The following is a 23,968-nucleotide window of genomic DNA, read 5'->3' on the forward strand; positions in this document are numbered from 1 at the left end:
CCCCCTCCGCCTAGATCAGGCCGCGGTTGAAGGCGGCCTTGCGCCAGCCGATCAACGTGTCGTTGCCGTAGGGCCGTTCGACCAGCAGCGCGGTCAGTTCCTCTTGCTCGCCGGGTTGCAGCGGGGCGGTGATATTGCGGATGTCGAACAGGTTGAACATGCCGCGATACAGCCCATCAAGCTTGACCAACGGCATGCCCATATGCAGCAGAATCGCGGCGTTCTGGTGGATCTGGCTGCCCTCGATGAAGGCGTGCCCCAGTTCGGACCGGATCGCTTCCATCAAAATCCCCTCGTCCGCTTGCGTGCTGTCGTCCAGGTTCTTGCGAAGATAGGCCAGCAAGGTTTCCCGATCCTTTACGAAGGCGCGTCGGTTCAGGTCTTCCAGCGTCGCATCCAGCTGGATGTCGTGCTTCTCGACCTGCCTGGACAGCGTGTTCACCGGCGCGAAGAACCGCTCTTGCAGCGCAACGCGAATGCTTTCCGGGCGGACCCGTTTCCAGTTGGTCAGGTCCGAGGTGCGGGCGCGGGTGATCGCGATGTCGATCAGCGCATCATCCTCGTTCAGCGCCATGAGGTAGCGGCGCGCGCCGTAAAGCGCGGCAAAGGCCTGCGGACTCGAGGCACAGCGCTTCAGCACCTTCGACAGGCCCATTTCGCCGCGCTTGATCACCAGCGGGCGCACGTCGGTCAGCCGGTAGCCGCGCCAGAAGGCTTGGAACTGCGGGTGTTGCAGGATCGGCTGCGCCATCGCGATGCAGAACGAGCCCAGGTGATACTCGATCTCGAAATTCTCGGTGCTGCCCAGCACTTCCACATCCGACGCCATCATGTCGCGCAGGAAGGCGGGCATCCGCTCGGCCGAGAAGAAGATGCTGTCGTTGATCATCAGCAGGCGCGGGCAGGTCTGCTGCCAGCCACGGTCTAACACATGCAGAAAGCCGGTCTTGTAGCTGCCGAAGTCGCGGCCGAAGTTCGGCCGCTCGATATAGCAGTCGATCAGGTCGCGGCTGGCGCCCGGGTCCTTCAGCCGCAGCGTGTTCACCGCCAGGACATACAGCCCCTCGGCCCGGGCGGCGCGCAGCAGGCGGATCACGTCGGGCCGCAGCCTGCCCTTTTCATACAGCGCCAGCAGCAGGATCGGGCGGCCGTCATAGGCGGCCTCATGATGCACCTTGGGCTGTTTACCCAGGGTTTTCGCCCAGGTCTGCGCGGATTGCGCGGCCACGATCACCCGGGCTGCCGGGTAAAGGGCAAGCGTGTGCAGATAGCCCACAAGCTTGAGCATGGGTCAGCGTCCTTGGTCTGCGGTGTGAAGGGCGGTCAGCCGGCGATGTCGGCCAGGTATTTTCCGTAGTCGTTCTTGGCGTAGGCCTTCGCGCGAACGCGCAGCATGTCGCGGTCGATCCAGCCCATCCGATAGGCAATCTCGTCGGGGCAGCCCACCTGCAGGCCCTGGCGTTCCTCCAGCGTGCGCACGAAATTGCCGGCATCCAGCAGGCTGCCGTGGGTTCCGGTGTCCAGCCAGGCAAAACCGCGGCCGAGCAGTTCCACGCCGAGGCTGCCCTCGGCACGGTAGATCTCCAGAAGGTCGGCAATCTCCAGCTCGCCCCGGGCCGAGGGGCGGACCTGCCGCGCCAGCGCCGGCGCGCGGCCGTCAAGGAAGTAAAGCCCGGTCACGGCATAGTTCGACGGCGGTTTCGCCGGTTTCTCGATGATGGCGCGGACATGGCCCTGCGCATCGAAATCCACCACGCCATAGCGTTCGGGATCGGCCACGCGGTAGCCAAAGACGGTGCCGCCGTCGATGCGTGCATCCGCCGCCGCCAGATAGTCGGGCAGGCCGTGGCCGAAAAAGATGTTGTCGCCCAGAACCATGGCGCTGGGGGCCCCAGCGAGGAAATCCTCGGCCAGGATGTAGGCCTGAGCCAGGCCGTCGGGACTGGGCTGCACGATCCAGGTGAACCGCAGGCCGAAGGCACTGCCGTCACCCAGAAGGCGCTGGAACTGCGGCTGGTCGTCGGGGGTGGTGATGATCGCGATCTCGCGGATGCCGGCCAGCATCAGCACGCTGAGCGGATAGTAGATCATCGGCTTGTCGTAGACCGGCAGCAGCTGCTTGGACAGGCCCAGGGTGATGGGCCAGAGCCTTGTGCCGGACCCTCCGGCCAGGATGATGCCCTTTCGCGCAATCGTCATGCGTCAAGCTCCTTGAGAATGCTGTGCAGGCCCGGTCGCCAGTCGGGGCGCGGCACCCCGAAGGCAGCGGTGAAGGCCGTGCAATCCAGCCGCGAATTGGCCGGGCGGCGGGCCGGCGTGGGGTAATCGGCGGTGGTGATGTCTTCCACCTGCGCGGGAAGGCCGGCGGCGGCAAGGATGGCACGGGCGAAATCGGCCCAGCTGACATCGGGGCTGCCGGCGAAATGATGCGTGCCGCCGGGGGTGCCCTGCGCCATGGCCTGCGCGGCGGCCAGCAGGGCGGCGGCAATGTCGGCGGCGGGGGTCGGGCCGCCCACCTGGTCGGCCACCACCCGCAGCACGGGGCGTTCGCGGCCCAGGCGCAGCATGGTCTTCACGAAGTTCGCGCCATGGGCCGAGACGACCCAGCTGGTGCGCAGAATCAGATGCGGCCCGCCGGCGGCGCGCACGCCCTGCTCACCCGCCAGCTTGGTGCGGCCATAGGCGCCCAAGGGGCCGGTCGGGTCATCGGGGCGGAAGGGCTGCGTGCCGGTGCCGTCGAACACATAGTCGGTCGAGACATGCAGGAAGGGCAGACCCTTGCGCGCTGCGGCCTCGGCCATCGCGGCGGGGGCATCGGCGTTCACGGCCCGCGCCGCGTCTTCCTCGGCCTCGGCCCGGTCGACCGCGGTCCAGGCGGCGGCGTTGATCACCGCATCGGCGTCCGTTGCGGCCACCGCGGCGGCGGCCTGATCGGGGCGCGACAGGTCCAGCTCTTGCCGGCCCAGGAAGCTGGCCGTCGTGCCTTGCGGCAGCGCGCGCGCCAGTTCCCGCGCGACCTGACCGGTTCGACCGATGACCAGAAGCTTCATTCCGCGACCTCCTGCCGCCCGGGGACCCTGTCCCCCTTCAATGCCTCGATCTCTGCACGAACACCGTTAAGGCTTTCTTGCCGTGTTCGCGAAAAATTCTCTCTTCTTCTCCGCAGGCCCCAGTTCTGCCGGCGCCAATCACGCCCGCGTGCCCAGGCGTTGCCCCACGCCCTGCCGATCCAACAGCGGGCGCCACCAGGCCTCGTTGTCCAGATACCAGCGGACGGTGCGGCGCAGGCCTTCCTCGACCGTCACGCTGGGCCGCCAGCCCAGTTCCTCGCGGATGCGACTGGGGTCGATGGCATAGCGCGCATCATGGCCGGGGCGGTCGGCGACAAAGGTGATCTGGTCGGCATGGCTGCCCGGCTTGGGCCGCATCTCGTCCAGCAGCGCGCAGATGGTGCGGACAAGGTCGATGTTGCGCCGCTCGTTCTCGCCGCCGATGTTGTAGCTGCGGCCGACAGCCCCCTTCTGCACCACCAGAAGCAGCGCGTCGGCGTGGTCTTCGACATACAGCCAGTCGCGCACGTTCTCTCCCCTGCCATAGACCGGGATCGGCCGGCCGTGCAGCGCGTTCAGGATCGCGACCGGAATCAGCTTTTCGGGGAAATGGTACGGCCCGTAGTTGTTGGAACAGTTGGTCAGCACCACCGGCAGGCCGTAGGTCTCATGCCAGGCGCGGACCAGATGGTCGCTGGCCGCCTTGGACGCCGAATAGGGGCTGCGCGGGTCATAGGGCGTGGTTTCGGTGAACCGGCCGGTCGGGCCAAGCGAGCCGAACACCTCATCGGTCGAGATGTGGTGGAAGCGGAACCCCTCCGGCTTCCCGGCCCGTGTCCAATGCGCTCGGGCGGCTTCCAGCAGGTTGAACGTGCCGGTGATGTTGGTTTCGACAAAGTCCGCCGGGCCGTCGATGCTGCGGTCGACGTGGCTTTCGGCGGCCAGGTGCATCACCGCATCGGGGCGATGGGTGGCAAAGATGCGGTCCAGCGCGGCGCGGTCACGGATGTCGGCCTGCTCGAAGCTGTGCAGGTTCGATTGCGCCACCGGTGCGACGTTCGCCTCGCAGGCGGCGTAGGTCAGGGCGTCAAGGTTCACCACCTCATGCCCGCGGGCGACGGCCAGCCGGACCACGGCGCTGCCGATGAAGCCCATGCCGCCGGTGACCAGCAGCTTCATTCCGCGCCCTCCCACCGGAACGGCCGCGGCGCCGCGGCCAGCAGCGGGGCTGCGGCATCCTTGGCCGACAGAACGGGCGCCTCAAGCCCCCAGTCGATGCCGATTTCCGGGTCATCCCAGCGCACCGCGCCATCGCAATCGGGGGCGTAGACATCGGTGCACTTGTACTGCACCTCGGTGTCCTCGGTCAGGGTGACAAAGCCGTGCAGGAAGCCGCGCGGCACTAGGAGTTGGCGGCCGTTCTCGGCCGTCAGGTCCACCGCCACCCATTTCGCAAAGCTGGGAGAGCCGGCGCGGAAATCCACTGCCACGTCGCGGATCGCGCCGCGCGAGCAACGGACCAATTTGTCCTGGGCATGCGGCGGGGCCTGGTAATGCAGCCCGCGCAGGGTGCCCCTTGCGGCGCTGAAACTGTGGTTGTCCTGCACCCAGGTCAGATGGTCCAAACCCGCCTCGGCCATCCGGGCCGCGCTGAAGGTCTCGGCAAACCAGCCGCGCGCATCGCCGAACCGCCGCGGGGTCAGGATCAGCACGCCGGGCAAGGCGGTTTCGGTCACAAAGTCGCTCACGTCGCCTCCGATCCGGCCGAAGCGTCAATTCTGCCCCCGGGCCAAGCGGGTACAATTGGCACCCGAGCCTGTCAACATATGGTTAACGCTGCCGCTTTCGCGCGGTCAGCCGAACAGCAGGTCGTCGAACAGCAGGATGGGGTCGGTGATGCCGCGAATCTCCAGCCGGTCCTCGGCCGAAAAGACCAGCGTGACCGAACCGGCACCAAGGATGACGTTCTCGGGGGCAAGGACATCGGCGATGCTGCGCGCCCCGCCACCCCAGAGACCGGGATCAAGCCGGATCGCGTCGATATCGGTCTCGAAGTCGAGCACGAGGTCGCGTCCACCATTGAAGACGAAGACATCTGCCCCCGCGCCGCCCAGCAGCTGGTCGTCGCCGCCGCGGCCCTCGATCACATCGGCGCCGCCGTTGCCGGTGATCACGTTCGCCCCCGCGTCGCCGATCAGGACATCGGCGAACTGCGACCCGGCGAGGTTCTCGACGGCAAGGAACGTGTCGCCCGCCGCGTCGCCGGTGTTGGTGCCGGGCGACGACAGGTCGGCCCGCAGCCCGGCCGAGGCATCGGAGTAGGTGGCAAAATCCTTGCCGTTGCCACCGTCCAGCCGGTCGGCCCCGGCGCCGCCGCGCAGGGTGTCGTTGCCCTCGCCGCCGAACAACTGGTCGTTGCCGGCCAGACCCAGCAACATGTCCGCGCCGTCGTTGCCCAAGAGCAGGTTGTTCACGGCGTTTCCGGTCAGCGTGTCGGCGAAGCGGGTGCCCGCCAGGTCCTCGATCGCGACATAGACCGGCTGCCCGGTCGCCTCGACTGCCATCGGCACGGCCTGGGCCTCGGACAGACTGACCGAGAGTCCCACGCTCAGCGCAGAGAAGTCCACTAGGTCGCGGCCCTCGCCGCCGTCGATGGTATCGGACCCGGGCGAAGCCAGAAAGACATCGTCCCCCGCGGTGCCATAGATCAGGTCGGCGGCCTCGGTGCCGATGAATCGGCCGTCGGCATTTGTGCGCGCGGGCGGTTCGTGCCACAGCGGGAACAGGGTGGTGCGCGCCAGCGTGGCGGCCAGGATCGGCAGACCGTTCGAGGAGAAGATCTCCAGCACCTCGCCCCGCCAGCCGACGGTGCAGCCGGTGGCGGTCGGGGTGATGGTCAGGTCGGCCGCATCATGGACCCGGCCCCAGGACGACAGGTCGATGCGGTCGATGCCGACCTGAAAGTCGGCGATGCGGTCGGTCGCGCCATCGGCGTCCAGCACGAAGACATCGGCCCCTGCACCGCCAGAGAGCGTGTCCGATCCGGCCCCGTCGACCAGAATGTCGGCCCCCGCCTCGCCCGCCAGCACATCGTTGCCCGCGCCGCCCAGGATCAGGTCGCCCGCCGCCCCGCCGGTCAGGCTGTCCGCGCCCGCCGTGCCCGCAAGTGTCGGCGCCAATGCCCCCGGGTCCAGCCGCAGACGCGAGATTCCGGTGCCCTCGCCCGCCACGAAGACCTCAATCTGGCCGTTCACCACCCGCGCCTCAAGCGCGGTGATCGCCTCCAGCGCCAGTTCGGGCGTGTCCAGAAGCGTGGCGGTCAGCACCAGCCGGCCATCGGGCAGCAGCGCGAAAAGGTGCAAGCCCCCGTCGCCGCCGCCCGCCACGACGAAGGCGCGGTCGCCCAGGTTGACCGCCGCCACCGCCGAGACGCCGGCGAACCGCGTGTCCAGCGTGTCGATCACATGGTCGGTCACGCTCAGCCGCCCGTTCGCCGCGATCTCCAGCACCGACAGCGACGAGGACGAGGCGGAAGCGACAACCAGGAAGCTGCGCCCGCCCGACTCGATGGCGGCGACCGCGGTCGGGTCAGACATGCCCAGGCCGGCCGCGGCGCCGATGCGTCCCGCCTCGGTCAGCCGGCCATCGGCGCCAACTGCGTAACTGGTCACCCGGTCCCCGGCCAGCGACAAGGCAATGACGTAGGGCTGGCCGCCGATGCTGACGGCGGTCATCTTGCGGATGTCGATGCCCTGCAAGTCAGGGCCGGCCTCCAGCTCTTGCAGCAAGGTCATGGTACCGTCCTGGCCGCAGCTGAAGGCGTGGATCGACCCGTCGTTGGCCCGTGCCCCGTAGAAATACGTCTGCCCGCCGGTCTGCACCCAAGTCTCGGCCGAGATCACCCCGGCCAGGCTGCCGATCGGTCGAATCCAGCGGTCGAATGTCCCGTCGGTCTCCAGCCGGTAGGTCAGGGTGCGAGCCTGGTTCGCCCCCGAGGTGACCAGAACCGTCTGGCCGGCGAAGGGCATCAGGTCCAGCGTGCCCGGGGCGGGCAGGATGGTGGTTGCGGCCAGGCTGATCATGCCGACCTGCGTCATGCCGGCGTCGATCTCAAGCGCCAGAACGCCGCCACCCGCGCGGGTGATGGAGTAGAGCATCACAGTGCCGCCCTGCACCGTCAGCAGCAGGTCGTCGATCCCCGACACCATGTTGAGCGGTGCGTCGAGGAAGGTCTCGATCGTCTGAAAGGAATACACCCCGGCCCCCGCCACATGTTCCCCAGCGGTCAGGATTGCCGGGCAAAACCGATCAGGGCGGGCAGAAACCGCGGCGCAAACCGGGCATTTCGCTGCAATGCCGGTCGAATATGCGCGAAATCTTCACCTTTCGGCGGCAGGACAGGGGCATGGCGCAGGATCACGTCAGCATCGTCATGGCCACCCGAAACGGCGCGGCACATCTTCCGGCGCAGCTGGCAAGCCTGGCCTGGCAAAGCCATCGGAACTGGTCGCTGTTCGTCTCGGACGACGATTCGACCGATGCCACCCGCGACGTGCTGGCCAATTTCTCCCTGCCGCGTCCGCTGCGGTTGACCCGGGGTCCCTGTGCCGGAACCTCGGCGGCGAACTTCCTGTCCGCGCTGGCGCATCCTGACCTGCCCGATGGCCCGGTGGCGCTGGCCGACCAGGACGACGTCTGGCTGAAGGGCAAGCTCGCCCGCGCCCTGCGGCGGCTGGGGTCGGCGCCGGGGCCGGCGCTCTATGCCGCCGAAAGCCTGCTGTGCGACGCCGGCCTTCGGCCGCTGCGCCGTTCCAGGGCGCCGGGGGCGCAGCCGGGCTTTGGCAATGCGCTGGTGCAGAACCTGTTCGGCGGCCACACCCTGGTTCTGAACTCCGCGGCACTTGCGCTGGTGCGGCAGGCCCTGGCCCTGCTGGGGCCTGATGGTGCGCGCGGCATCGCCTATCACGACTGGTTTCTTTACCAGCTTGTCGCCGGGGCCGGCGGGCGGCTGCTGCTCGACCCGCTGCCGGTGGCGCTGTATCGCCAGCATGGCGGCAACGAACTGGGCGGCAGCGGCGATGCGCGGGCGGCGCTGCGGCGGCTGGCGATGCTGGCCTCGGGGCGGTGGGGCGGCGCGATGCGGGCGCAGGCGCAGGCACTGGCGCGCGTCGAAACCCTGCTCACCGCACCGGCGCGGCAGACGCTGACGGCCTACCTTGCCGCCCCGCCGGCCGGACTGCACCGGGCCAGGGCGCTGGCAGCCGCCGGCATCGGCCGCGCGTCGCGCGGGGGACAGGCCCTGATGCAGACCGCGGCGCTGTTCGGACGGGTCTGATCAGCGCCCGACGCCGGCGTACCGTTCGAAACCCGCGGCCTCAACCTCGGCCGGATCATAGATGTTGCGCAGATCAGCCAGGCGCGGCACCGCCATCTTTCTGGCCAGCCGGCCCAGGTCCAGCGCGCGAAACTCGTTCCATTCGGTCAGGATCACCACCAGGTCGGCCCCCTGTGCCGCCTGGTAGGCGTTGTCGGCCCATTTCACTCCCGGCAGCAGCGCCTCGCCCTCGTGCTTGCCTTGCGGATCGCAGACCCGGACCTTGGCCCCCGCCCCGACCAGAGCCGGGACCAGGGTCAGGGACGGCGCCTCGCGCATGTCGTCGGTGTTGGGCTTGAAGGTCACGCCCAGGATGGCGATGGTCTTGTCGCGCAGAACCCCGTCGCAGAGGTCCTCGATCTTTGCGACCATCCGCCGCTTCACCTCTTCGTTGACCTTGATCACGGTCTCGACGATCTGCATCGGCACCGCGTGGTCCTGGCCGATCCGGGCCAGCGCCTTGGTGTCCTTGGGAAAGCACGACCCGCCGTAGCCCGGCCCGGCATGCAGGAACTTCGACCCGATCCGGCCGTCCATCCCCATGCCCTTGGCCACCGCCTTGACGTCGGCCCCGACCCGTTCGCACAGCGCGGCGATTTCGTTGATGAAGGTGATCTTCGTCGCCAGAAAGGCGTTCGCGGCGTACTTGATCATCTCGGCGCTTTCCAGGCCGGTATAGACCACCGGGAATTCGCGCAACGAGAGCGGGCGGTAAAGCTCTGCCATCACCTTGCGCGCGCGGTCGCCCTCGACCCCGATCACCACCCGGTCGGGGCGCATGAAATCGTCGATCGCCGCGCCCTCGCGCAGGAACTCCGGGTTCGAAGCGACATCGAACACCGCGCCCGGATTGGCGGCGCGCACCGCCTCGGCCACCTTGCGGTTGGTGCCCACCGGAACCGTGGATTTCGTCACCACCACCGCGTAGTTGGTCAAGGCGCGGCCGATTTCCTCGGCCGCCGCCATCACGTAGCTCAGGTCGGCGTGGCCGTCGCCCCGGCGCGTCGGCGTGCCCACGGCGATGAACACCGCTTCGGCGCCGGCCACCGCCTGAGCGATGTCGGTGGTGAAACTCAACCGCCCGGCGGCGACGTTCTTGGCCATCAGCGCCTCAAGCCCGGGCTCGTAGATCGGCACTTCGCCGGCCTGCAGCCGCTCGATCTTCTCGGGGTTCTTGTCGACACAGACGACCTCGTGCCCGAAGTCCGAGAAACACACCCCCGAAACCAGGCCGACATAACCTGTCCCGATCATCGCGATCCGCATTTCGGCACCTTCCCAGACATATGGCGGCCCCACTTAGAGGACCGCCACAGGATCTGTCAAACACCGCCCGGTCGGGGCCGTGGAAAAGCCGGCGCTGCACTCAGTAGTCGGTTTCGATGTAGCAGCTCATCAGCGCGATGCCGATGACCGAAGACGTGCCGCCGACGCTGGCATAGCCGTAGAGGTTCAACAGCGTGGCGGCAGCCGGAATGTCGGTCGTGACGGTGCCGCTGGCGGTCGCCCCGGTGACCAGGTTGTTGACTTCATAGTTCAGCACCTGCGTGGTGCCGGGCGGTGAGAACAGCACCAGTTCATAGACGCTCGACCGGTCGGCGGTCGGAACCGGGAACGCCGCCCCAAGGTCGATCTTGCTGGCGGTGCCGGACCCGTCGTTGTGCAGGACCTGGACGTTCGCATCCGCAGCGTCCCACCCCATGCCGACCATGTTGACAATGCTCGAAGGCTCGACATCGGTCGGCGCCGCGGTCGAGTTGCGCAACCCGACAAAGGCCCGGTGCGTTGCCGTCGCGCCGCCGGTCGCATTGCCCCAGCGGCAGACGTAAAGGAACCCGCCAAGCGCGGCTGCCGTGCCGCCGATGCCGAACTGGTTGCCGCCACAGCGGAAGCCGGCCACCGCCGTGGTCGCCGCCGTGGTGACCAGATAGTCGATCCGGCGCATCATCGTGTGCAGGTTTGTCGTGGCAACGCTTGCGGCCGTGGCGGTTCCGGTCGCGGTCGGGGTCGCCAGCCCCAGCGCCGTCACACTGTTGGCATTGCCCTGCGGAACCCAGAGGCCCACCTTGTTGCGGGCCAGCAGCGGTTGCAGCGACGAATCCAGTCCCGACGGCCCCATGATCGCCGGCAGGATGCGCCCGCCGACATTGCGGCCGAACAGCTTGACACCGCCGGCCGCCGGTGCGGCCGGAGCGGAGATCACCGGAAGCCGCAACTGGCCGCCCTCGATCTCGACATCGGCCGCTCCGGCGAAGGCGCCGCCGTTGTTGTATTGCACCTCGCCGGATGCCCCGCCCGGGGAACCGCCGCCGCCGCCGGACGGCGCGGCCCAGCTGCCGTCGGCGCGCAGGAAGTTGGTCGTTCCGCCGCCCGAGGCCGGGGCCAGACCCTTGGCGCCGCTGGTGAAGGTGTCCAGCAGGGCGGTCGCCTGCGTGCCGGTCAGGTCTTCCGGATTGCCCGTCCCGGCCGTGGCCCGCCCCTTGAGCGTTGCGGTGGCGACATTGGCCAGCTTGGCATTGGTCACCGCTGCCGCCGCGATCACGGTCGCTCCGTCCCCGGTCGAGGTGACATCGCCGCTGTGGTTCGGGTGGACGTAGGCATTGGCCCCGGCGGCGATGCCGGCCAGCTTCGTCTCCTGCGCCACGGTGAAGCTGGCCGTGGTGTTCGTGAGCACCGTTGCCAAGGGTTGCTTGCCGTCAAGGGTGGCCTGCAGGCTGCCCACATCGGCCACCCCGATCGACAGCAGGGCCTTGACCTGTGCCGCCGTCAGCGCCTCGGGCGTGCCGGCGCCCGCCGTCGCGCGGCCCAGGATCGACCCGCTGGCCAGATCGGCCAGCTTGTCCAGCGAGACGGCAGCGGCGTCGATGGACCAGACCGTGCCCGTGCCGCTGACCGTGATGTCGCCCTTGTCGCCGTCGCTGACACCGCCGCCACTGCCGCCGGTGCCGACCACGATGGTGGTGCCCGCGGTGCGCAGCTTGACCTCGCCCGTCGTGGTGTTCAGCCACATCGTGCCGTCCGCCGGGGCGGCGGGGTCGCTTGCCTGGCCGCCCAGGTGCAGCGGTTGCGGCAGCGTCACCTCGCCGGTCGCCGCCGCCGCGGTCAGGGCGCTGAACCAGCTTGACCCGTCGGCGCTGACCTTGACCGAGAAGTCGTCCGCGCCCGCCGTGCCCATCTCGGCCCGGCCGGAAAAGCCGGTCTGGAACAGCAGGCTGGCGGTGTCGCCCGCCGCCGCCTTGTTCAGCTTCAGTTGATGCCCGGCCCCGGCGTGGGTCAACAGCGTCGCAGCCGAAGACACCGCCAGCCGGTTCGTCGCATCCGGCGTGGCCGCGACGCCGAGGCGCTGGAAGCTGGCCTCGTCGGCCCCCGCCGGCACTGCCCAGCCCAACCCGGTCCAGACCACCGGCCGGCCCTCGGCCAGAACCTGCGCGGTCCAGCCGGGGCGGGCGGTATGGAACTGCCAACCGGTCTCGGTCATCACCGCGACCTTGCCGTCCTGCCCGGCCCACTCGACCTGCCCGCCGGCGGCCACGATATAGCGGTCGCCGATCCCGGCCAGCGCCGGCGGCAGGGTCAGCGTCCGGCTGATCACCGCCAATTGCACGACCACATCCAGCACCCCCAGCACCTCGTTGTGGGTGACATGTTTTTGCGCCTGATTGGGCAGGATCAGGGGAAGCCCCAGGATGGTGGTGTCGTCTGCCATGAAAACCTCCGCGGGAACGCCTTGACGCGCGACCCTAGGAGAGCGTGCTGAAGGCCCGGTAACCCGACCGCGCGCCGCCGGGCCTCAGGGCGCAACACCGGTCGGCAGCGCCGCCCGGCCGGTTCGCGCCTCGGCCCAGGTGTTCAGACTGACCGCGCCGACGATCAGCGCGCCGCCGGCAATCACCCAGGGGTCCACCGCCTCGCCGAAGGCCAGCGCCCCCAAGGCCGCAGACCACAGGATCTGCAGGAAGGTCACCGGCTGGGTGACCGACAGCGGCGCGGCACCAAAGGCCCGCGACATGGCGTAGTGTCCGAAGCTGGCCAGCGCGGCAACCACCGCCAGCCAGGCCAGTTGCACCGCCCCGACCGGCTGCCAGACCCACAGCGCCAGCGGCAGCAGGCCTAGCGTGACGCTGACCGACATCACCGCGACCACCACCCCCGCGGGGGCGATCAGGCTCAGGCGCTTGGCAAAGAGGTAGCTGAAGGCGAAGCAGACCGTGGCCGCGATCTGGCTCAGGTGCCCCTCGGTCACCTCGCGAAAGCCGGGGCGCAGGACGATCAGCGTCCCCGCAAGCGCCGCCGCGACAACCATCGCCCGGCGCAGGCCCAGCGGCTCGCCCAGCAGCACCCCGGCCAGAACCAGCACGATGACCGGGTTCAGGAAGGCAATCGCCGACATCTCGGCCACCGGCACCCGTGCCATGGCGTGAAACCAGAACACCACCGCGGCCACATGCAGCACGCCGCGCCAACCGAACAGGCGCCAGACCGGCGCTGGAAAGCGGCTGCGCAGGATCGGCCGCAGCATCGGCAGGAAAAACACCACGCCAAAGCCAAACCGGATGAACGCCGCCTGCGCCGCCGGCAACTCGGTGCCCAGGTGCTTGACCACCCCGTTCACCCCCACGAAGGCCAGTCCCGAGGCCAGCATCCACGCCGCCCCCGCCAGAGGCCGCCCTTGGTCGGTTGCATCCGTCATGCCGGCGCTTCCACACCGGGCGTCAGGAAAACGCAAGCCCCGCCGCGATGATCCACATCGTCAGCCCCACCCCGATCTCCAGCGCCACCCAGGCCCGCGGGCTGGCAAACACCGGCGCCAGCAGGCGCGCGCCAAACCCCAGCGCGGCGAAGAAGCTGAACGAGGCCGCCGCAGCCGCCAGCCCGAAAGCCACCCCATGCGGCGCGTACTGAGCGCTGATCGAGCCGAGCAGCACCACCGTATCCAGATAGACATGCGGGTTGGCCCAGGTCAGGAACAGGCAGATCGCCAGCACCCGGCGCAGCGGAGCCTGCGCATCGGGCGCCGGCCGCAACGCCTCGCCCCCCTTGCGCGCGGCCAGGAACCGCAAGCCGCCATAAACCACCAGGAACCCGACTCCCGCCCAGCGCGCCAGCTCGGCAAGCCCGGGCAGCGCCTCGGAAGCGGCGCCGAACCCGGCAACCCCGGCCCCGATCAGCAGCGCGTCCGACGCCGCACAGACCGCCACCACCGCGCCCACATGCTCGCGCCGCAGGCCCTGTCGCAACACAAAGGCGTTTTGCGCCCCGATCGCAAGGATCAGGCTCAGGCTGGTCAGATACCCCGCAACGACGGCTTCAAGCATTCCGCGACAGCCGGTCCAGCACCTGCATCGCCTGCCTGGCCTGCGCCGCGGGCAGGAAGATGTGGTCATGGTGAAACCCCGCGATGACGTTGGCGCTGATCCCCTCGGCCGCCAGCGCGCCCGCCACCGCCGCGGTCAGGCCGACCGCCACCAGCGAAGAATGAACGCGCAGCGTGATGCGGGCCATCGGGCCTTGTGGCTGCAACCCCGCTTGCCGCAGCCGGTCCATCGGCGCCACCAGCGTCAGCCCTTCGTCCTCGGCCACCACGGCAAAGGGCTGCACCGCCTCAGGGACACGGTCCGCGCAGGCGAACCCCCAGTCCATCGCACTCAGTTCCGGCCTCATCCCTGCCAGAAGCCTCCCCAGGTCGCGTTCGCCCGTCATGCCCGTCCCTTCTTGTGACTGCCCCTTGGTAGCGTCGCCCATCGACCAAGGCGAATTAATCTTCCTTTGCCATCATAAGGCCGGCTAATCTTCAGCTCGGGCCCGATACCGCGAGGGGACCAGCAGCAAACCCCCGGCCACCGCGAGACACCGCCATGCTCGACCCCGCCCAGCTGGCCGCCCTGGCCGCCGTCCACCGCCGCGGCAGTTTCGATCTGGCCGCCGCCAGCCTGAACGTCACGCCTTCGGCGGTGTCGCAACGCATCAAGGCGCTGGAGGAAACCGTCGGCACCCTCTTGCTTCGCCGCGGCCAGCCCTGCGTGGCCACGCCCGTTGGCCTGCGCCTCATCCGCCACCATGACGAGGTCTTGCTGCTGGAATCCCGCCTGGCCAAGGACCTGCCGGCCCAGACGCGCGACAGCGCGACGCTGCGCATCGCGGTCAACGCAGACAGCCTGGCGACCTGGATCCTGCCCGTACTGGCCGAAGTGCCCGGGTTCCTGTTCGATCTGGTGATCGACGACCAGGACGTCAGCCAGGACTGGCTGCGCCGGGGCGAGGTGGTTGCGGCCCTGACCGGCCACCCCGGCCCGGTGCAGGGCTGCGACAGTCTGGCGATGGGCGCCCTGCGCTACCGTGCCACCGCCAGCCCCGGCTTCGCCGCCCGCTGGTTTTCCGATGGCGTCACTTCCCAGGCGCTGTCCCGCGCGCCCTCGCTGCGCTTCTCCGACAGCGACCGGCTGCAGGACCGCTGGTCCGCCCGCGTCACCGGCTCCACCCGACCCGGCAGCTTGCCGACCCACCGAATCGCCTCGACCCAGGGCTTCGTCGAGGCCAGCCTGCTGGGCCTTGGCTGGGGCATGAACCCCGAGGCTCTGGTGGCCCTGCCTCTGGCCGAGGGCCGGCTGGTCGAACTGGTGCCCGACACGCCGCTCGACGTGCCGCTCTACTGGCAGTTCACCCGCCTCGTCGCCCCGGCGCTGGACCCGCTTACACATGCGCTTCGGGCCCAGGCTGGCAGGGCGCTGGTGTCCCCGGCCAGACTGTGAAGCCGGCCTTCGGGGGCGGACGACCGCCCGAAAACCACCCCTCAGCCCGCCCGAAATACCGCCTGCGCCAAGGCCGCCCTGGCCGGTCTCCGGGCCGGTGCTGACCGCAGGGCGCCGAATTCAGGCATCAGCCGCCCACGCACCCGCCAGGCCTCAGGCGGCCGCCGACTGCAAAGGTGCCGCGGCCTCATCCGGCAGGCGGAAGCGATCGACCAGGCGGACCAGCAGGTCGGCCTGGCCATTCAGGCCGCGCCCCGAAGTCGAGGTCTGGTCCAGCACCGCGGTATTGCGCTGCATGTCGCCGTCAATCGAGCCGACCGCGCCGGCGATCTCGTCGATGCTGGTCGCCTGCGATTGGGTGTGCGCGATGATCTCGCCCACCTTCACGACGACATCGGCCACCGCCGTCTCGATCTGGCCCAGCACGCTGACCGAATCCATTACCAGGCGAACGCCGTCGGCAACCTGGGTCTCGCTGGCGCGGATTTGTGCGGTGATTTCGGCCGCCGCCTTGGCGGTGCTCTGCGCCAGCGCCCGCACCTCCGAGGCGACGACCGCGAAACCGCGCCCCGCCTCTCCGGCCCTGGCCGCCTCAACCCCGGCGTTCAGCGCCAGAAGGTTGGTCTGAAAGGCGATGGTGCCGATCAGGTCGGTGATCTTGCCGATTGCCCGGGACGATTCCTCGATCCTGTGGATCGCCCCCATCACCTGATCGGCCACCACGCGCGACGATTGTGCCCGGGCTTCGACATCCGCCACCGCGGCCTCGGCGCAGCGCGCCGTTGCGGTCGCGTCGCGCAGGGTGTCGGTCAGCATCTTCAACGCTGCCGCCGATTCCTCGACGGCGGCGGCGGATGACTGGCCGCGCATCGAGGAATCCTCCATCGCGGCAGCGATTTCGTGCGCGGTGTGGTTCAACGTCCGGCTGCTGATGGCGAGGTGGCGCAGCACCTCGACCAGATTGGCGGTCAGCGCGGCAATCTGGACCGAGATTTCCTGGAACACTCCGACATGGCCCGCGGGCATGGTGACGGTCAGATCGCCCTCGGCCAGCGCCCGCAGCACGCGCTGCACGTCGCCCAGGCCGCCTTGCGCAGCCTCGCCGATGGCATTGACGCCGCGGGCCAGGTCGGCAAGCGGGCCGGCGGCCTCGGCCTCGGGCAGACGCTGCGAGAAATCGCCCGCGGCACAGGACTCGATCACGCGGGCAAGCTCGCGCATGAAAGCCTCGCGCTGCTGCTGCTCGGACCGGAACAACCCAACCGCGGCGCCGATGGCGGCTGACTCGCGGATGCGCGAGGCGATGAGCGGCCGGTCGAAGTCGCCGCTCCGCATGCCGTCCAGCGCGCGCGAGATCGCCCGCAGCGGCCGCGATATGCCGATCGCCACGATGCCGCCGCACAGCATGAACAGCGTGGTCAGCACAGCCGTCACGCCGATCTGGGTCGATTTGGCGAAGGCCAGCTCTGCGTCGGCTGCGTCGCGGATCGCCATGATATGCCCGTGCAGCGTGTCTTTCAGCGACTCAAGAACGGGTTTGACCTCGGCATGGCGGTCGGTGATGTCCTGGCGCAGACCCTGCCCGGCAAGGGTCTCGTCCACAAAGGCGGCAAAGGCGGTCTGGTAGGCGTCAAGCTGGCCAAGGACCGCTGACCGCTGTGCGAGCGAACTGAAGTTGGTTACCGGAAACGCCCTGAACTCGGCCACGCGCGCGTTCAGTTCGTCCAAATACTCGGGCGTACCGCGCAGCATGAAATCCTTTTCATGCCGGCGCATCATCAGCATCTTGCTTTGCATCGCCGGGTTGCCGATCTGTTCAAGCGAGGCCTCGACCGTGTGAATGGCACCCCGCAACTCGCCCTGAAGACCGGACTCGGGGTCAAGACCCAGACGGCGGGTGCTTTCGATGATGTCGGAAAAGACGGTGCCGTAAGTGGCCGTCAGGTCGGCCAGGAAGGCCAGCAGCTCCCGCTCCTCCTCCATCGTGCCGATCTCTGCCATCAGGGTCTGCGCCCGGGTCATGGACTGGGACAGGTCGACCAGTTCCTGGGCATGGATCGCCAGCTTGTCCTCGTCCGCGTCGACAAGGAATTCCATTTCGATGCGGCGGGCCTGCTCAAGGTGAAGGTCGATCTCGTCCAGCGCGGTGTCCAGTTCGGCGGCCTGCTGAAACCGCCGCTCGGCCGCATCGCGCCGGCCTTCGGTGTGGTAGGAGAATGCCAGCAGGGCCAGCATCGAAAGGCTGACCGCAAGGGCGATGCCGAACAGGACGAAAGAGATTGACGGGCGCATGGGCACCACCCCGGATTGCGAAAGTGCCGGAATGCTGCGCGCCAGAAGTTAGGAAGCGGTGAATGCGTCCGGTCGGGGCGGCGCCTGGTCCAGCCCCCGGGCAATCGCGGCACAGGCGCGCGCGGCGATGTCTTCGGCGCGGGCGGCGGTCGCGGCCTCGGCATAGATGCGGAACTCGGGCGCGTTGCCCGAGGGGCGCAGATGCAGGATGTCGTCGCCGATGGCGGTGCCGCGCCAGCCGTCGGTGCGGTCGATCCCCTTCAGCGCGGGCAGGCCCGCGGCGGCGAGAAGCGGTGCCGGATCGGCCTCGACCCCGGCCAGGAAGGCACGCGCCACCGCCGGCTCGACCCCCTGCAGCCGCGCCGTGGCGGTGAAGCGGGCCGGCAGCCTGGCGGCCAGCGCCGAGACGGCAAGGCCGCGGGCGCGGGCTTCGGCCAGGGGCGCAAGCAGCGGCAACAGACAGTCGCGCGTTCGCAACTGCGGCATCGGGCCACAGGGGCCGCGGGCGGCAAAGCCAAGCAGGAAGCCGCCGTTCGGCTCATAGCCCACGACCCGCGCGTTGCCGATCCGCTCGGGCGCCATGTCGGCGATGACGTAAGGCGAACCGATCCGGGTACGGATCACCCGGAACCGGCCGGTCAGGTCGATGCAGGTGTTGGCCGAGACGGTGGTGACGACGGTCTCGGCCGCCAGCGCCTCGGCGGTCAGCGCGCCCAGAACGTCGCCCGGGATCACCTGTCCCGTCTCGTCGGCCATCAGCGGCCGATCGGCATCGCCGTCGGTCGAGATCAGCGCGTCAAGGCGATGCTCGGCCGCCCAGGCGGCGAACATGTCTCGCCATTCCGGCTCGATCGCCTCGGTGTCCACCGGCAGGAACCGGTCCGAACGTCCCAGCGGAACCGCCTGCGCACCGCAGGCGGACAGCACCTCGCACAGCAGGTCGCGGGCGACCGAGGAATGTTGCCAGACCCCCACCCGCAGCCCGATCAGTGCGCCGCCGTATGCACCGGAATAACGGGCGGCATAGCGCGCGCACGCGCTTTCATCCGCCGACAGCGTCGCGGAAAGCCGGGCCGGCGCGGCGCCCAGCGCCGACAGGATCGCTGCTTCGTCGGCCTTGGTGATCTCGCCTTCGGGGGTGTAGAACTTCAACCCGTTGCGGTCATCCGGGATATGACTGCCGGTGACCATGATCGCGGCCTGCCCGGCATTCAGCGCGGCCAGGGCAAGCGCCGGGGTGGGCAGCGCGCCGCAGTCGGTGACCGGCAGGCCCTCGCTGCGTGCGGTCCGGGCCACCACATCGGCCAGCGCGGGCGAGCTTGACCGCAGGTCGCGGCCAAGGTGCAGGCCGCCGCCATTGGGGCAGGCGCGCAGGAAGGCGCGGACGTGGTCGGCGACCAGGTCCGGCGTCAGCTCGGTAACCAGTCCGCGCAGGCCGGAGGTGCCGAATTTCGGAGCCATGAGCAGGGCCTTTCGTGCCGCGGGTCGCCAGCGTCAGCTAAGGCCGGCGGGCGGCATTTGGCAACCCTGCCGCAGCGAGCCGGTTTTCGCGCGAAAATCGGGCACGGAATTCGCGCGAATTCCGGCTTGCCTTCAGCGCCGCGTCAAAGCTTCGCGGCCACCTCCTCGGGGACATCGAAGTTGTGGGTGACCGACTGCACGTCGTCATCCTCTTCCAGAAGGTCGATCAGCTTCATCAGCTTGGTCGCGGTGTCGAAATCAACCTCGGTGCGGCTTTGCGGTCGCCAGACCAGCTTGGATTCGGTCGATTCCCCCAAGCTGCCTTCCAGCGCGTCGGAAACCGTCGCCAGATCCTCAACCCTGCAATAGATCCAATGCGCCTCGTCATCGGTCTCGACGTCGTCGGCGCCCGCCTCGATCGCGGCCATCATGACGTCATCGGCGCTGCCCGCCGACAGCGGATAGGAAACCTCACCCACCCGGTCAAAGCTGTGACTAACGCTGCCGGTCTGGCCGAGGTTGCCGCCGGCCTTGGTGAAATAGCTGCGCACGTTGCTGGCAGTGCGGTTCAGGTTGTCGGTCATCGTCTCGACGATGATGGCGATGCCGCCGGCGCCGTAGCCTTCGTAGCGGATCTCGGAATAGTCGCTGGCGTCGCCCATCTGCGATTTCCTGATCGCGCGGTCGATCACGTCCTTCGGCATCGACACCGCCTTGGCGGCCTTGACCGCCAGCCGCAGCCGCGGGTTCTTGTCGGGGTCAGGGTCGCCCATCTTGGCGGCGACGGTGATTTCCTTCGACAGCTTCGAGAACATCTTCGAGCGGATGCCATCCTGCTTGCCCTTGCGGTGCTGGATGTTCGCCCATTTCGAATGGCCGGCCATGGCCGTTTACCCCTTGGTCTTTTCGGTGCTGCGGTCCCTTACACCGGCAGGTGGCGGCTGGGCAACCCCGAGGCGCCGGGGGCCAGCCCCCCAGCCCATCGGTTTCTCGAACCGATGGCGCGACCAATGGACTACCCCCCCGGAGGTATTTCGGCCAAGATGAAGCAGGGTCAGTCGCGCGCGGGATCGGGCGAGGAGAAGACATGATCGATGCCGGCCGGGTCGGTGATCACCACCTCGGCCATCGGTGCCAGGCCCAGACCGCCGCCGAGGGCAAGGTCGATGCCCTCGACCAGCTGGCGAGCCAGGTTCTTGCGGTCCGCAAGCTTGACCGCATAGCCGTAGCCGGGGCCGCAGGTGTCCATCCGGCCGACCGGGGAAGCGGCCCAGTCGGCCCGGCAGGTGGTGCCGTCCGACAGCCGCAGGGTCAGCGTGGTGTCGGTCAGCCGCGCGGCCTGCGGCACGGGATTTCCCGGTGCCGCAACGCAGGCGGACAGCAGCAGGATCGGCAACAGGCGTTTCATCGGCATTCCCTTTCTAGAGTGGCCAGAGGATCGGGATCAGCGCCGAGGCGACCAGCATGGTCAGCAGGTTCAGCGGCACACCGACCTTGGTGAAGTCCGAAAAGCGATAGCCTCCCGGCCCATAGACCATCATGTTGGTCTGGTAGCCGACGGGCGTGGCAAAGGCGAGTGTGGCCGAGAACATCACCGCCACCACGAAGGGCCGCGGGTCGTGGCCAAGGTTCTGCGCCAGTTCGATGGCGACCGGCGTGTAGATCACCGCGACCGCGTTGTTCGACAGGAACTCGGTCAGCACCAGCCCGATGAAATAGACCGCCAGGATCAGCAGGAACGGCGACAGCCCCGCCAGCCAGGGCGCCACGCCCTGCACGATCAGCCCCACCGCGCCGGACTGGTCCAGCCCCTCGCCCACCGCCAGCATGGCGAAGATCATCGCCAGAAGGCGGCCGTCGATGAAGCTGAAAGCCTCGTCGCTGTCGACACAGCGGGTCAGCAGGATTGCCGCCACCGCAAGCAGCGCCAGCGCCTGGATCGGCGCCACGTCAAAGGCCGACAGCACCACGATGAAGGCCAGCGCGGCGATGGCGATCGGCGCCTTGGCGCGGCGGAACGGCTTGATCGAGGGGCGCGAGATGTCGACCAGGTCCATGTCGGCGGCCAGCCGCTGGATGTCCTCGATGGCGCCTTCCAGCAAGAGCGTGTCGCCCACCCGGACGACCAGATCGTCCAGCTGGCGGCCGATGTTCTGGTTCCGCCGATGCGCCGCGATGGGGTAGACGCCGTAGCGCCGACGCAGCCGCAGGTCGCCCAGCCGCTGGCCCTCCATCCGGCAGCCCGGGCCGATCAGCACCTCGACCGTCTCGGTCTTGACCGAAGACAGCTTGTCGACCAGATTCACGTCCGTGCGCCGCGCCAGGCCCAGAAGCTCGGTCATCTCGGTGCGCAGCACAACCCGGTCGCCGGCCTGCAGCCGCACCGGCGCCAGGTCGCGCCGCAGGCTGGCATCGCCGCGCAAGACGTCGATCAGCCGCACGCCGTCACGGCGGAACAGGTCCACCTCCATCGGCGGCTGGCCGATCAGGGTGCTGTCCTCGGGGATGGCGACTTCGGTGAAATACTTCATCTTGCGGCGGTCGCTGAGAAGCGTGCCCATCGACTGCCGCACCGGCAGCAGGTGCCGCCCTATGGTGGCCAGGTAAAGCCCGCCCACCACCGTCACCGCAATTCCCAGCGGCGCCACTTCGAACAGGCTGAAATGCTCCATCCCCGCCTTCACCGCCACGCCATCGACCAGAATGTTGGTCGAGGTGCCAATGAGCGTGATCATGCCCCCCAGCACGGTCATGTAGGAAAGCGGGATCAGCAGCTTCGACGGCGCGGTGCCCAGCTTGATGGCGATCTGGATCACCACCGGGATCATCACCGCCACCAGCGGCGTGTTGTTCATGAAGGCCGAGGCGACGGCGCAGAATCCGAACAGCACCACGACGGTCGCCTTCGGGCGGCCCTCGACGCGCGCCTCGGCCAGCTGGATCACCGCCTCGATCGCGCCGGTTCGCACCAGCCCCCCCATCACCAGGAACATCAGTGCGATGGTCCAGGGCGCGCTGTTCGACAGCACCGCCGTCGCGTCCTTCACGGGCAAAAGGCCGGTGACCAGCATCACCGCCGCACCGCCGATGGCGGTCACCTCGACCGGCATCGTCTCCAGCACGAACAGCGTGAACATGACGACCAGGATCGCCAGCGCCACCCAGGGTGCCCAGTCCGCCGGAACGCTCAGGCCGAACATGGCTTGCCCCCTGCCCTTGCCGCCACCCGCGGCTGCACCAGCGCCACGCCCACCAGCATCGCCGCCATCGCCAGCCAGACCAGCGGCGGGAACCGCTCGCCCAGCAGCAGCATGGCCCAAAAGACGCCAGTCACCGTGACGACATAGCTTGATTGCGCCGCGAACACAGCGCCCGCCGTGGCGGCCAGCCAGACATAGGTCGCGTACAGCGCCGCATGGCTGACCGACATCACCAGCAGTGCGATTTCTGACCGGTCGAACGGCGGCCCGGGCAGATAGAACTGCCCGGTCCCCAGCACCAGGGGCACGCACAGCACCAGCCCCACCGCCGAGGCGCCGAACATCGCCTGCACCGCGTCCATCCCTGCCGTACCGGACTTCGCCACCCAGGTCGCCTCAAGCGCATAAAACAGCGGCCCGATCATTGCCACCGGCAGCCAGCGCAGCATCTCGGGCGCCAGCGCCGCCCCTCCCGGCGCCGCGATCAGCCCCACGCCCGCCAGTCCCAGACCCAGGCCGGCCACCCGCAGCGCCGAGAACCGGTCGATCCCCGCCAGCACCGCCAGCGGCAGCGAAATCATCGGCACCAGCGCGATCACCAGCGACATCACCCCCGCCGGCAGATGCACCACCGAGGCATAGAAGGTATAGTTCGGCACCAGCGTCCCCAGCACCGCCACCACGACATAGAACCGCAGCGCGGGGCGGCTCAGCACCAGCCCGCGCCCGCGGACCAGACTGATCGCGCCCAAAAGCACTGTGCAGATCGCCAACTGCCAGAACATGATGCCGAAGGGCCCCTGCCCGGTCTCGGCCGCCATCTTGCCGGTGGCCTGGCTTGACCCCCAGCCGGTGCCCACCGCCAGCAGGATGGCGATCAACGCCCCCCGCCCCGGCCGGCCGCTCATGATGGCCCCGAGGGCGACAACCGCCCCCCCTGCCGCACCATCTCGACCCGCGTCGCCCGCCCGGTGCGGTCATCGGTCTCGACATAGACACCCGACAGGGTGGCCTCGCCCCCCGCCGGCTCGAACCGCGCCTTCGACATGCCGGTGACAAAGCGGCGCAACGGCTCCAGCTTTTCCATCCCGATCACGCTGTCATAATCGCCGCACATCCCCGCGTCGGTCATGTAGGCCGTGCCGCCCGACAGGATCTGCGCATCGCCTGTCGGCACATGGGTATGCGTGCCGACGACCAGCGACGCCTGCCCGTCGCACCAATGTCCCAGCCCCATCTTTTCCGATGTCGCCTCGGCATGCACATCGACGATCACCGCCTGCACCGCCTTGCCCAAGGGGTGCGTCTTCAGCACCGGCTCGATGGCGCTGAACGGATCGTCAAAGGGCTGCTTCATGAACACCCGGCCCAGCACCTGCGCCACCAGCACCCGCCGCCCGCCCGGCGCATCATAAACCCGCGAACCATGCCCCGGTGCCAGCTTCGACCAGTTGATCGGCCGCAACACCCGCGGTTCCTGCTCCAGGAACGACGCCATGTCCTTCTGGTCAAAGGCATGGTCGCCCAGGGTCACCACATCGGCGCCCGCCCCCAGCAGCAGCCTGGCATGCTCGCCCGAAAGCCCCATGCCCCCGGTGGCGTTCTCGCCATTGACCACCACGAAATCCAGCCCCCAGGCCGCGCGCAACCCCGGCAGCCGCTCGGCCACCGCCGAACGCCCCGCCTTGCCCATCACATCGCCCAGGAACAACAGCCTCATGCGCCCCGATTAGGCCGCAAGCCCCGTTCCCGCAACCCCCTCGGCGCCACCGCCCGCCCTTGCTGCCCTCCATGCCGGGCGAAATCCCCTGCCGCCGCCCGGAAATTCTCATCGCCTTGCCG

Annotated in this window: 20 protein-coding genes; 2 read left to right on the top strand and 18 right to left on the bottom strand. The window is 68.9% G+C overall.

The window, feature by feature from the left end; genetic code table 11:
* Nucleotides 1-10 precede the first annotated feature (10 nt).
* The 6 genes from LHP98_RS09575 to LHP98_RS09600 all read right to left on the bottom strand — a co-directional run bounded on the left by LHP98_RS09575 (nucleotide 11) and on the right by LHP98_RS09600 (nucleotide 7,306).
* Nucleotides 11-1,288, bottom strand: a complete 1,278-nt coding sequence (locus tag LHP98_RS09575; protein WP_227252309.1) for a rhamnan synthesis F family protein — start codon at nucleotides 1,286-1,288, stop codon at nucleotides 11-13.
* A gap of 35 nt (nucleotides 1,289-1,323) precedes the next feature.
* Complete coding sequence (gene rfbA / locus LHP98_RS09580) at nucleotides 1,324-2,199, bottom strand: glucose-1-phosphate thymidylyltransferase RfbA (protein ID WP_227252310.1); 876 nt, start codon at nucleotides 2,197-2,199, stop codon at nucleotides 1,324-1,326.
* Nucleotides 2,196-3,050: a dTDP-4-dehydrorhamnose reductase gene (gene rfbD, locus LHP98_RS09585; protein WP_227252311.1), complete on the bottom strand. Its 855-nt coding sequence runs from the start codon at nucleotides 3,048-3,050 to the stop codon at nucleotides 2,196-2,198. The genes rfbA and rfbD overlap by 4 nt, the downstream gene beginning before the upstream one ends.
* 138 nt (nucleotides 3,051-3,188) lie before the next feature.
* A complete protein-coding gene (rfbB, locus tag LHP98_RS09590; protein ID WP_227252312.1) occupies nucleotides 3,189-4,229 on the bottom strand; it encodes a dTDP-glucose 4,6-dehydratase in 1,041 nt (346 codons plus the stop codon).
* Complete coding sequence (gene rfbC / locus LHP98_RS09595) at nucleotides 4,226-4,798, bottom strand: dTDP-4-dehydrorhamnose 3,5-epimerase (RefSeq protein WP_227252313.1); 573 nt, start codon at nucleotides 4,796-4,798, stop codon at nucleotides 4,226-4,228. The genes rfbB and rfbC overlap by 4 nt, the downstream gene beginning before the upstream one ends.
* Nucleotides 4,799-4,903: 105 nt before the next feature.
* Nucleotides 4,904-7,306, bottom strand: coding sequence for a M10 family metallopeptidase C-terminal domain-containing protein (locus LHP98_RS09600; RefSeq protein WP_227252314.1), 2,403 nt, complete (start codon nucleotides 7,304-7,306; stop codon nucleotides 4,904-4,906).
* A 149-nt stretch (nucleotides 7,307-7,455) separates the two neighbouring features.
* On the opposite strand from LHP98_RS09600, the gene LHP98_RS09605 reads away from it, so the two are divergent.
* The gene (locus LHP98_RS09605) at nucleotides 7,456-8,385 is read left to right on the top strand and encodes a glycosyltransferase (RefSeq protein WP_227252315.1); all 930 of its coding nucleotides are present in this window, start codon (nucleotides 7,456-7,458) and stop codon (nucleotides 8,383-8,385) included.
* Here LHP98_RS09605 and LHP98_RS09610 read toward each other — a convergent pair whose 3' ends face one another.
* The 5 genes from LHP98_RS09610 to LHP98_RS09630 all read right to left on the bottom strand — a co-directional run bounded on the left by LHP98_RS09610 (nucleotide 8,386) and on the right by LHP98_RS09630 (nucleotide 14,124).
* On the bottom strand, nucleotides 8,386-9,690 hold the full coding sequence (locus LHP98_RS09610) for a UDP-glucose dehydrogenase family protein (RefSeq protein ID WP_227252316.1): 1,305 nt from the start codon (nucleotides 9,688-9,690) through the stop codon (nucleotides 8,386-8,388). It lies immediately after the preceding gene.
* 100 nt (nucleotides 9,691-9,790) lie between these two features.
* Nucleotides 9,791-12,130, bottom strand: coding sequence for a DUF2793 domain-containing protein (locus LHP98_RS09615; protein ID WP_227252317.1), 2,340 nt, complete (start codon nucleotides 12,128-12,130; stop codon nucleotides 9,791-9,793).
* Nucleotides 12,131-12,214: 84 nt separating this feature from the next.
* Nucleotides 12,215-13,114, bottom strand: coding sequence for a DMT family transporter (locus LHP98_RS09620; protein ID WP_227252318.1), 900 nt, complete (start codon nucleotides 13,112-13,114; stop codon nucleotides 12,215-12,217).
* A 22-nt stretch (nucleotides 13,115-13,136) separates the two neighbouring features.
* Nucleotides 13,137-13,739 carry a LysE/ArgO family amino acid transporter gene (locus tag LHP98_RS09625; RefSeq protein ID WP_227252319.1) on the bottom strand — a complete coding sequence of 201 codons (603 nt, stop codon included), beginning with the start codon at nucleotides 13,737-13,739 and terminating at the stop codon, nucleotides 13,137-13,139.
* Nucleotides 13,732-14,124: an ACT domain-containing protein gene (locus LHP98_RS09630; RefSeq protein ID WP_227252320.1), complete on the bottom strand. Its 393-nt coding sequence runs from the start codon at nucleotides 14,122-14,124 to the stop codon at nucleotides 13,732-13,734. Before LHP98_RS09630 ends, LHP98_RS09625 begins: the two co-directional genes overlap by 8 nt.
* Before the next feature lie 155 nt (nucleotides 14,125-14,279).
* Here LHP98_RS09630 and LHP98_RS09635 point away from each other — a divergent pair, with 155 nt between their 5' ends.
* Nucleotides 14,280-15,173, top strand: a complete 894-nt coding sequence (locus LHP98_RS09635) for a LysR family transcriptional regulator ArgP (RefSeq protein WP_227252321.1) — start codon at nucleotides 14,280-14,282, stop codon at nucleotides 15,171-15,173.
* A 153-nt stretch (nucleotides 15,174-15,326) separates the two neighbouring features.
* Here the strand turns inward: LHP98_RS09635 and LHP98_RS09640 are convergent, their stop codons facing one another.
* From LHP98_RS09640 to LHP98_RS09670, 7 genes are all read right to left on the bottom strand, one after another.
* Complete coding sequence (locus LHP98_RS09640) at nucleotides 15,327-17,465, bottom strand: methyl-accepting chemotaxis protein (protein ID WP_227252322.1); 2,139 nt, start codon at nucleotides 17,463-17,465, stop codon at nucleotides 15,327-15,329.
* A gap of 48 nt (nucleotides 17,466-17,513) precedes the next feature.
* Complete coding sequence (locus LHP98_RS09645) at nucleotides 17,514-18,926, bottom strand: phosphomannomutase (protein ID WP_227252323.1); 1,413 nt, start codon at nucleotides 18,924-18,926, stop codon at nucleotides 17,514-17,516.
* A gap of 143 nt (nucleotides 18,927-19,069) precedes the next feature.
* Nucleotides 19,070-19,810, bottom strand: coding sequence for a YebC/PmpR family DNA-binding transcriptional regulator (locus tag LHP98_RS09650; protein WP_227252324.1), 741 nt, complete (start codon nucleotides 19,808-19,810; stop codon nucleotides 19,070-19,072).
* A 170-nt stretch (nucleotides 19,811-19,980) separates the two neighbouring features.
* Nucleotides 19,981-20,334 (bottom strand): hypothetical protein, encoded by a 354-nt coding sequence (locus tag LHP98_RS09655; protein WP_227252325.1) that lies wholly within the window; start codon nucleotides 20,332-20,334, stop codon nucleotides 19,981-19,983.
* Between the two features lie 13 nt (nucleotides 20,335-20,347).
* On the bottom strand, nucleotides 20,348-22,126 hold the full coding sequence (locus LHP98_RS09660) for an SLC13 family permease (RefSeq protein WP_227252326.1): 1,779 nt from the start codon (nucleotides 22,124-22,126) through the stop codon (nucleotides 20,348-20,350).
* Nucleotides 22,114-23,034, bottom strand: coding sequence for a DMT family transporter (locus LHP98_RS09665; protein WP_227252327.1), 921 nt, complete (start codon nucleotides 23,032-23,034; stop codon nucleotides 22,114-22,116). Before LHP98_RS09665 ends, LHP98_RS09660 begins: the two co-directional genes overlap by 13 nt.
* On the bottom strand, nucleotides 23,031-23,846 hold the full coding sequence (locus LHP98_RS09670) for a YmdB family metallophosphoesterase (protein WP_227252328.1): 816 nt from the start codon (nucleotides 23,844-23,846) through the stop codon (nucleotides 23,031-23,033). Before LHP98_RS09670 ends, LHP98_RS09665 begins: the two co-directional genes overlap by 4 nt.
* Between the last annotated feature and the right edge of the window lie 122 nt (nucleotides 23,847-23,968).

The organism is Rhodobacter sp. Har01, from assembly GCF_020564565.1.
Classification (GTDB): Bacteria; Pseudomonadota; Alphaproteobacteria; order Rhodobacterales; family Rhodobacteraceae; genus Pseudogemmobacter.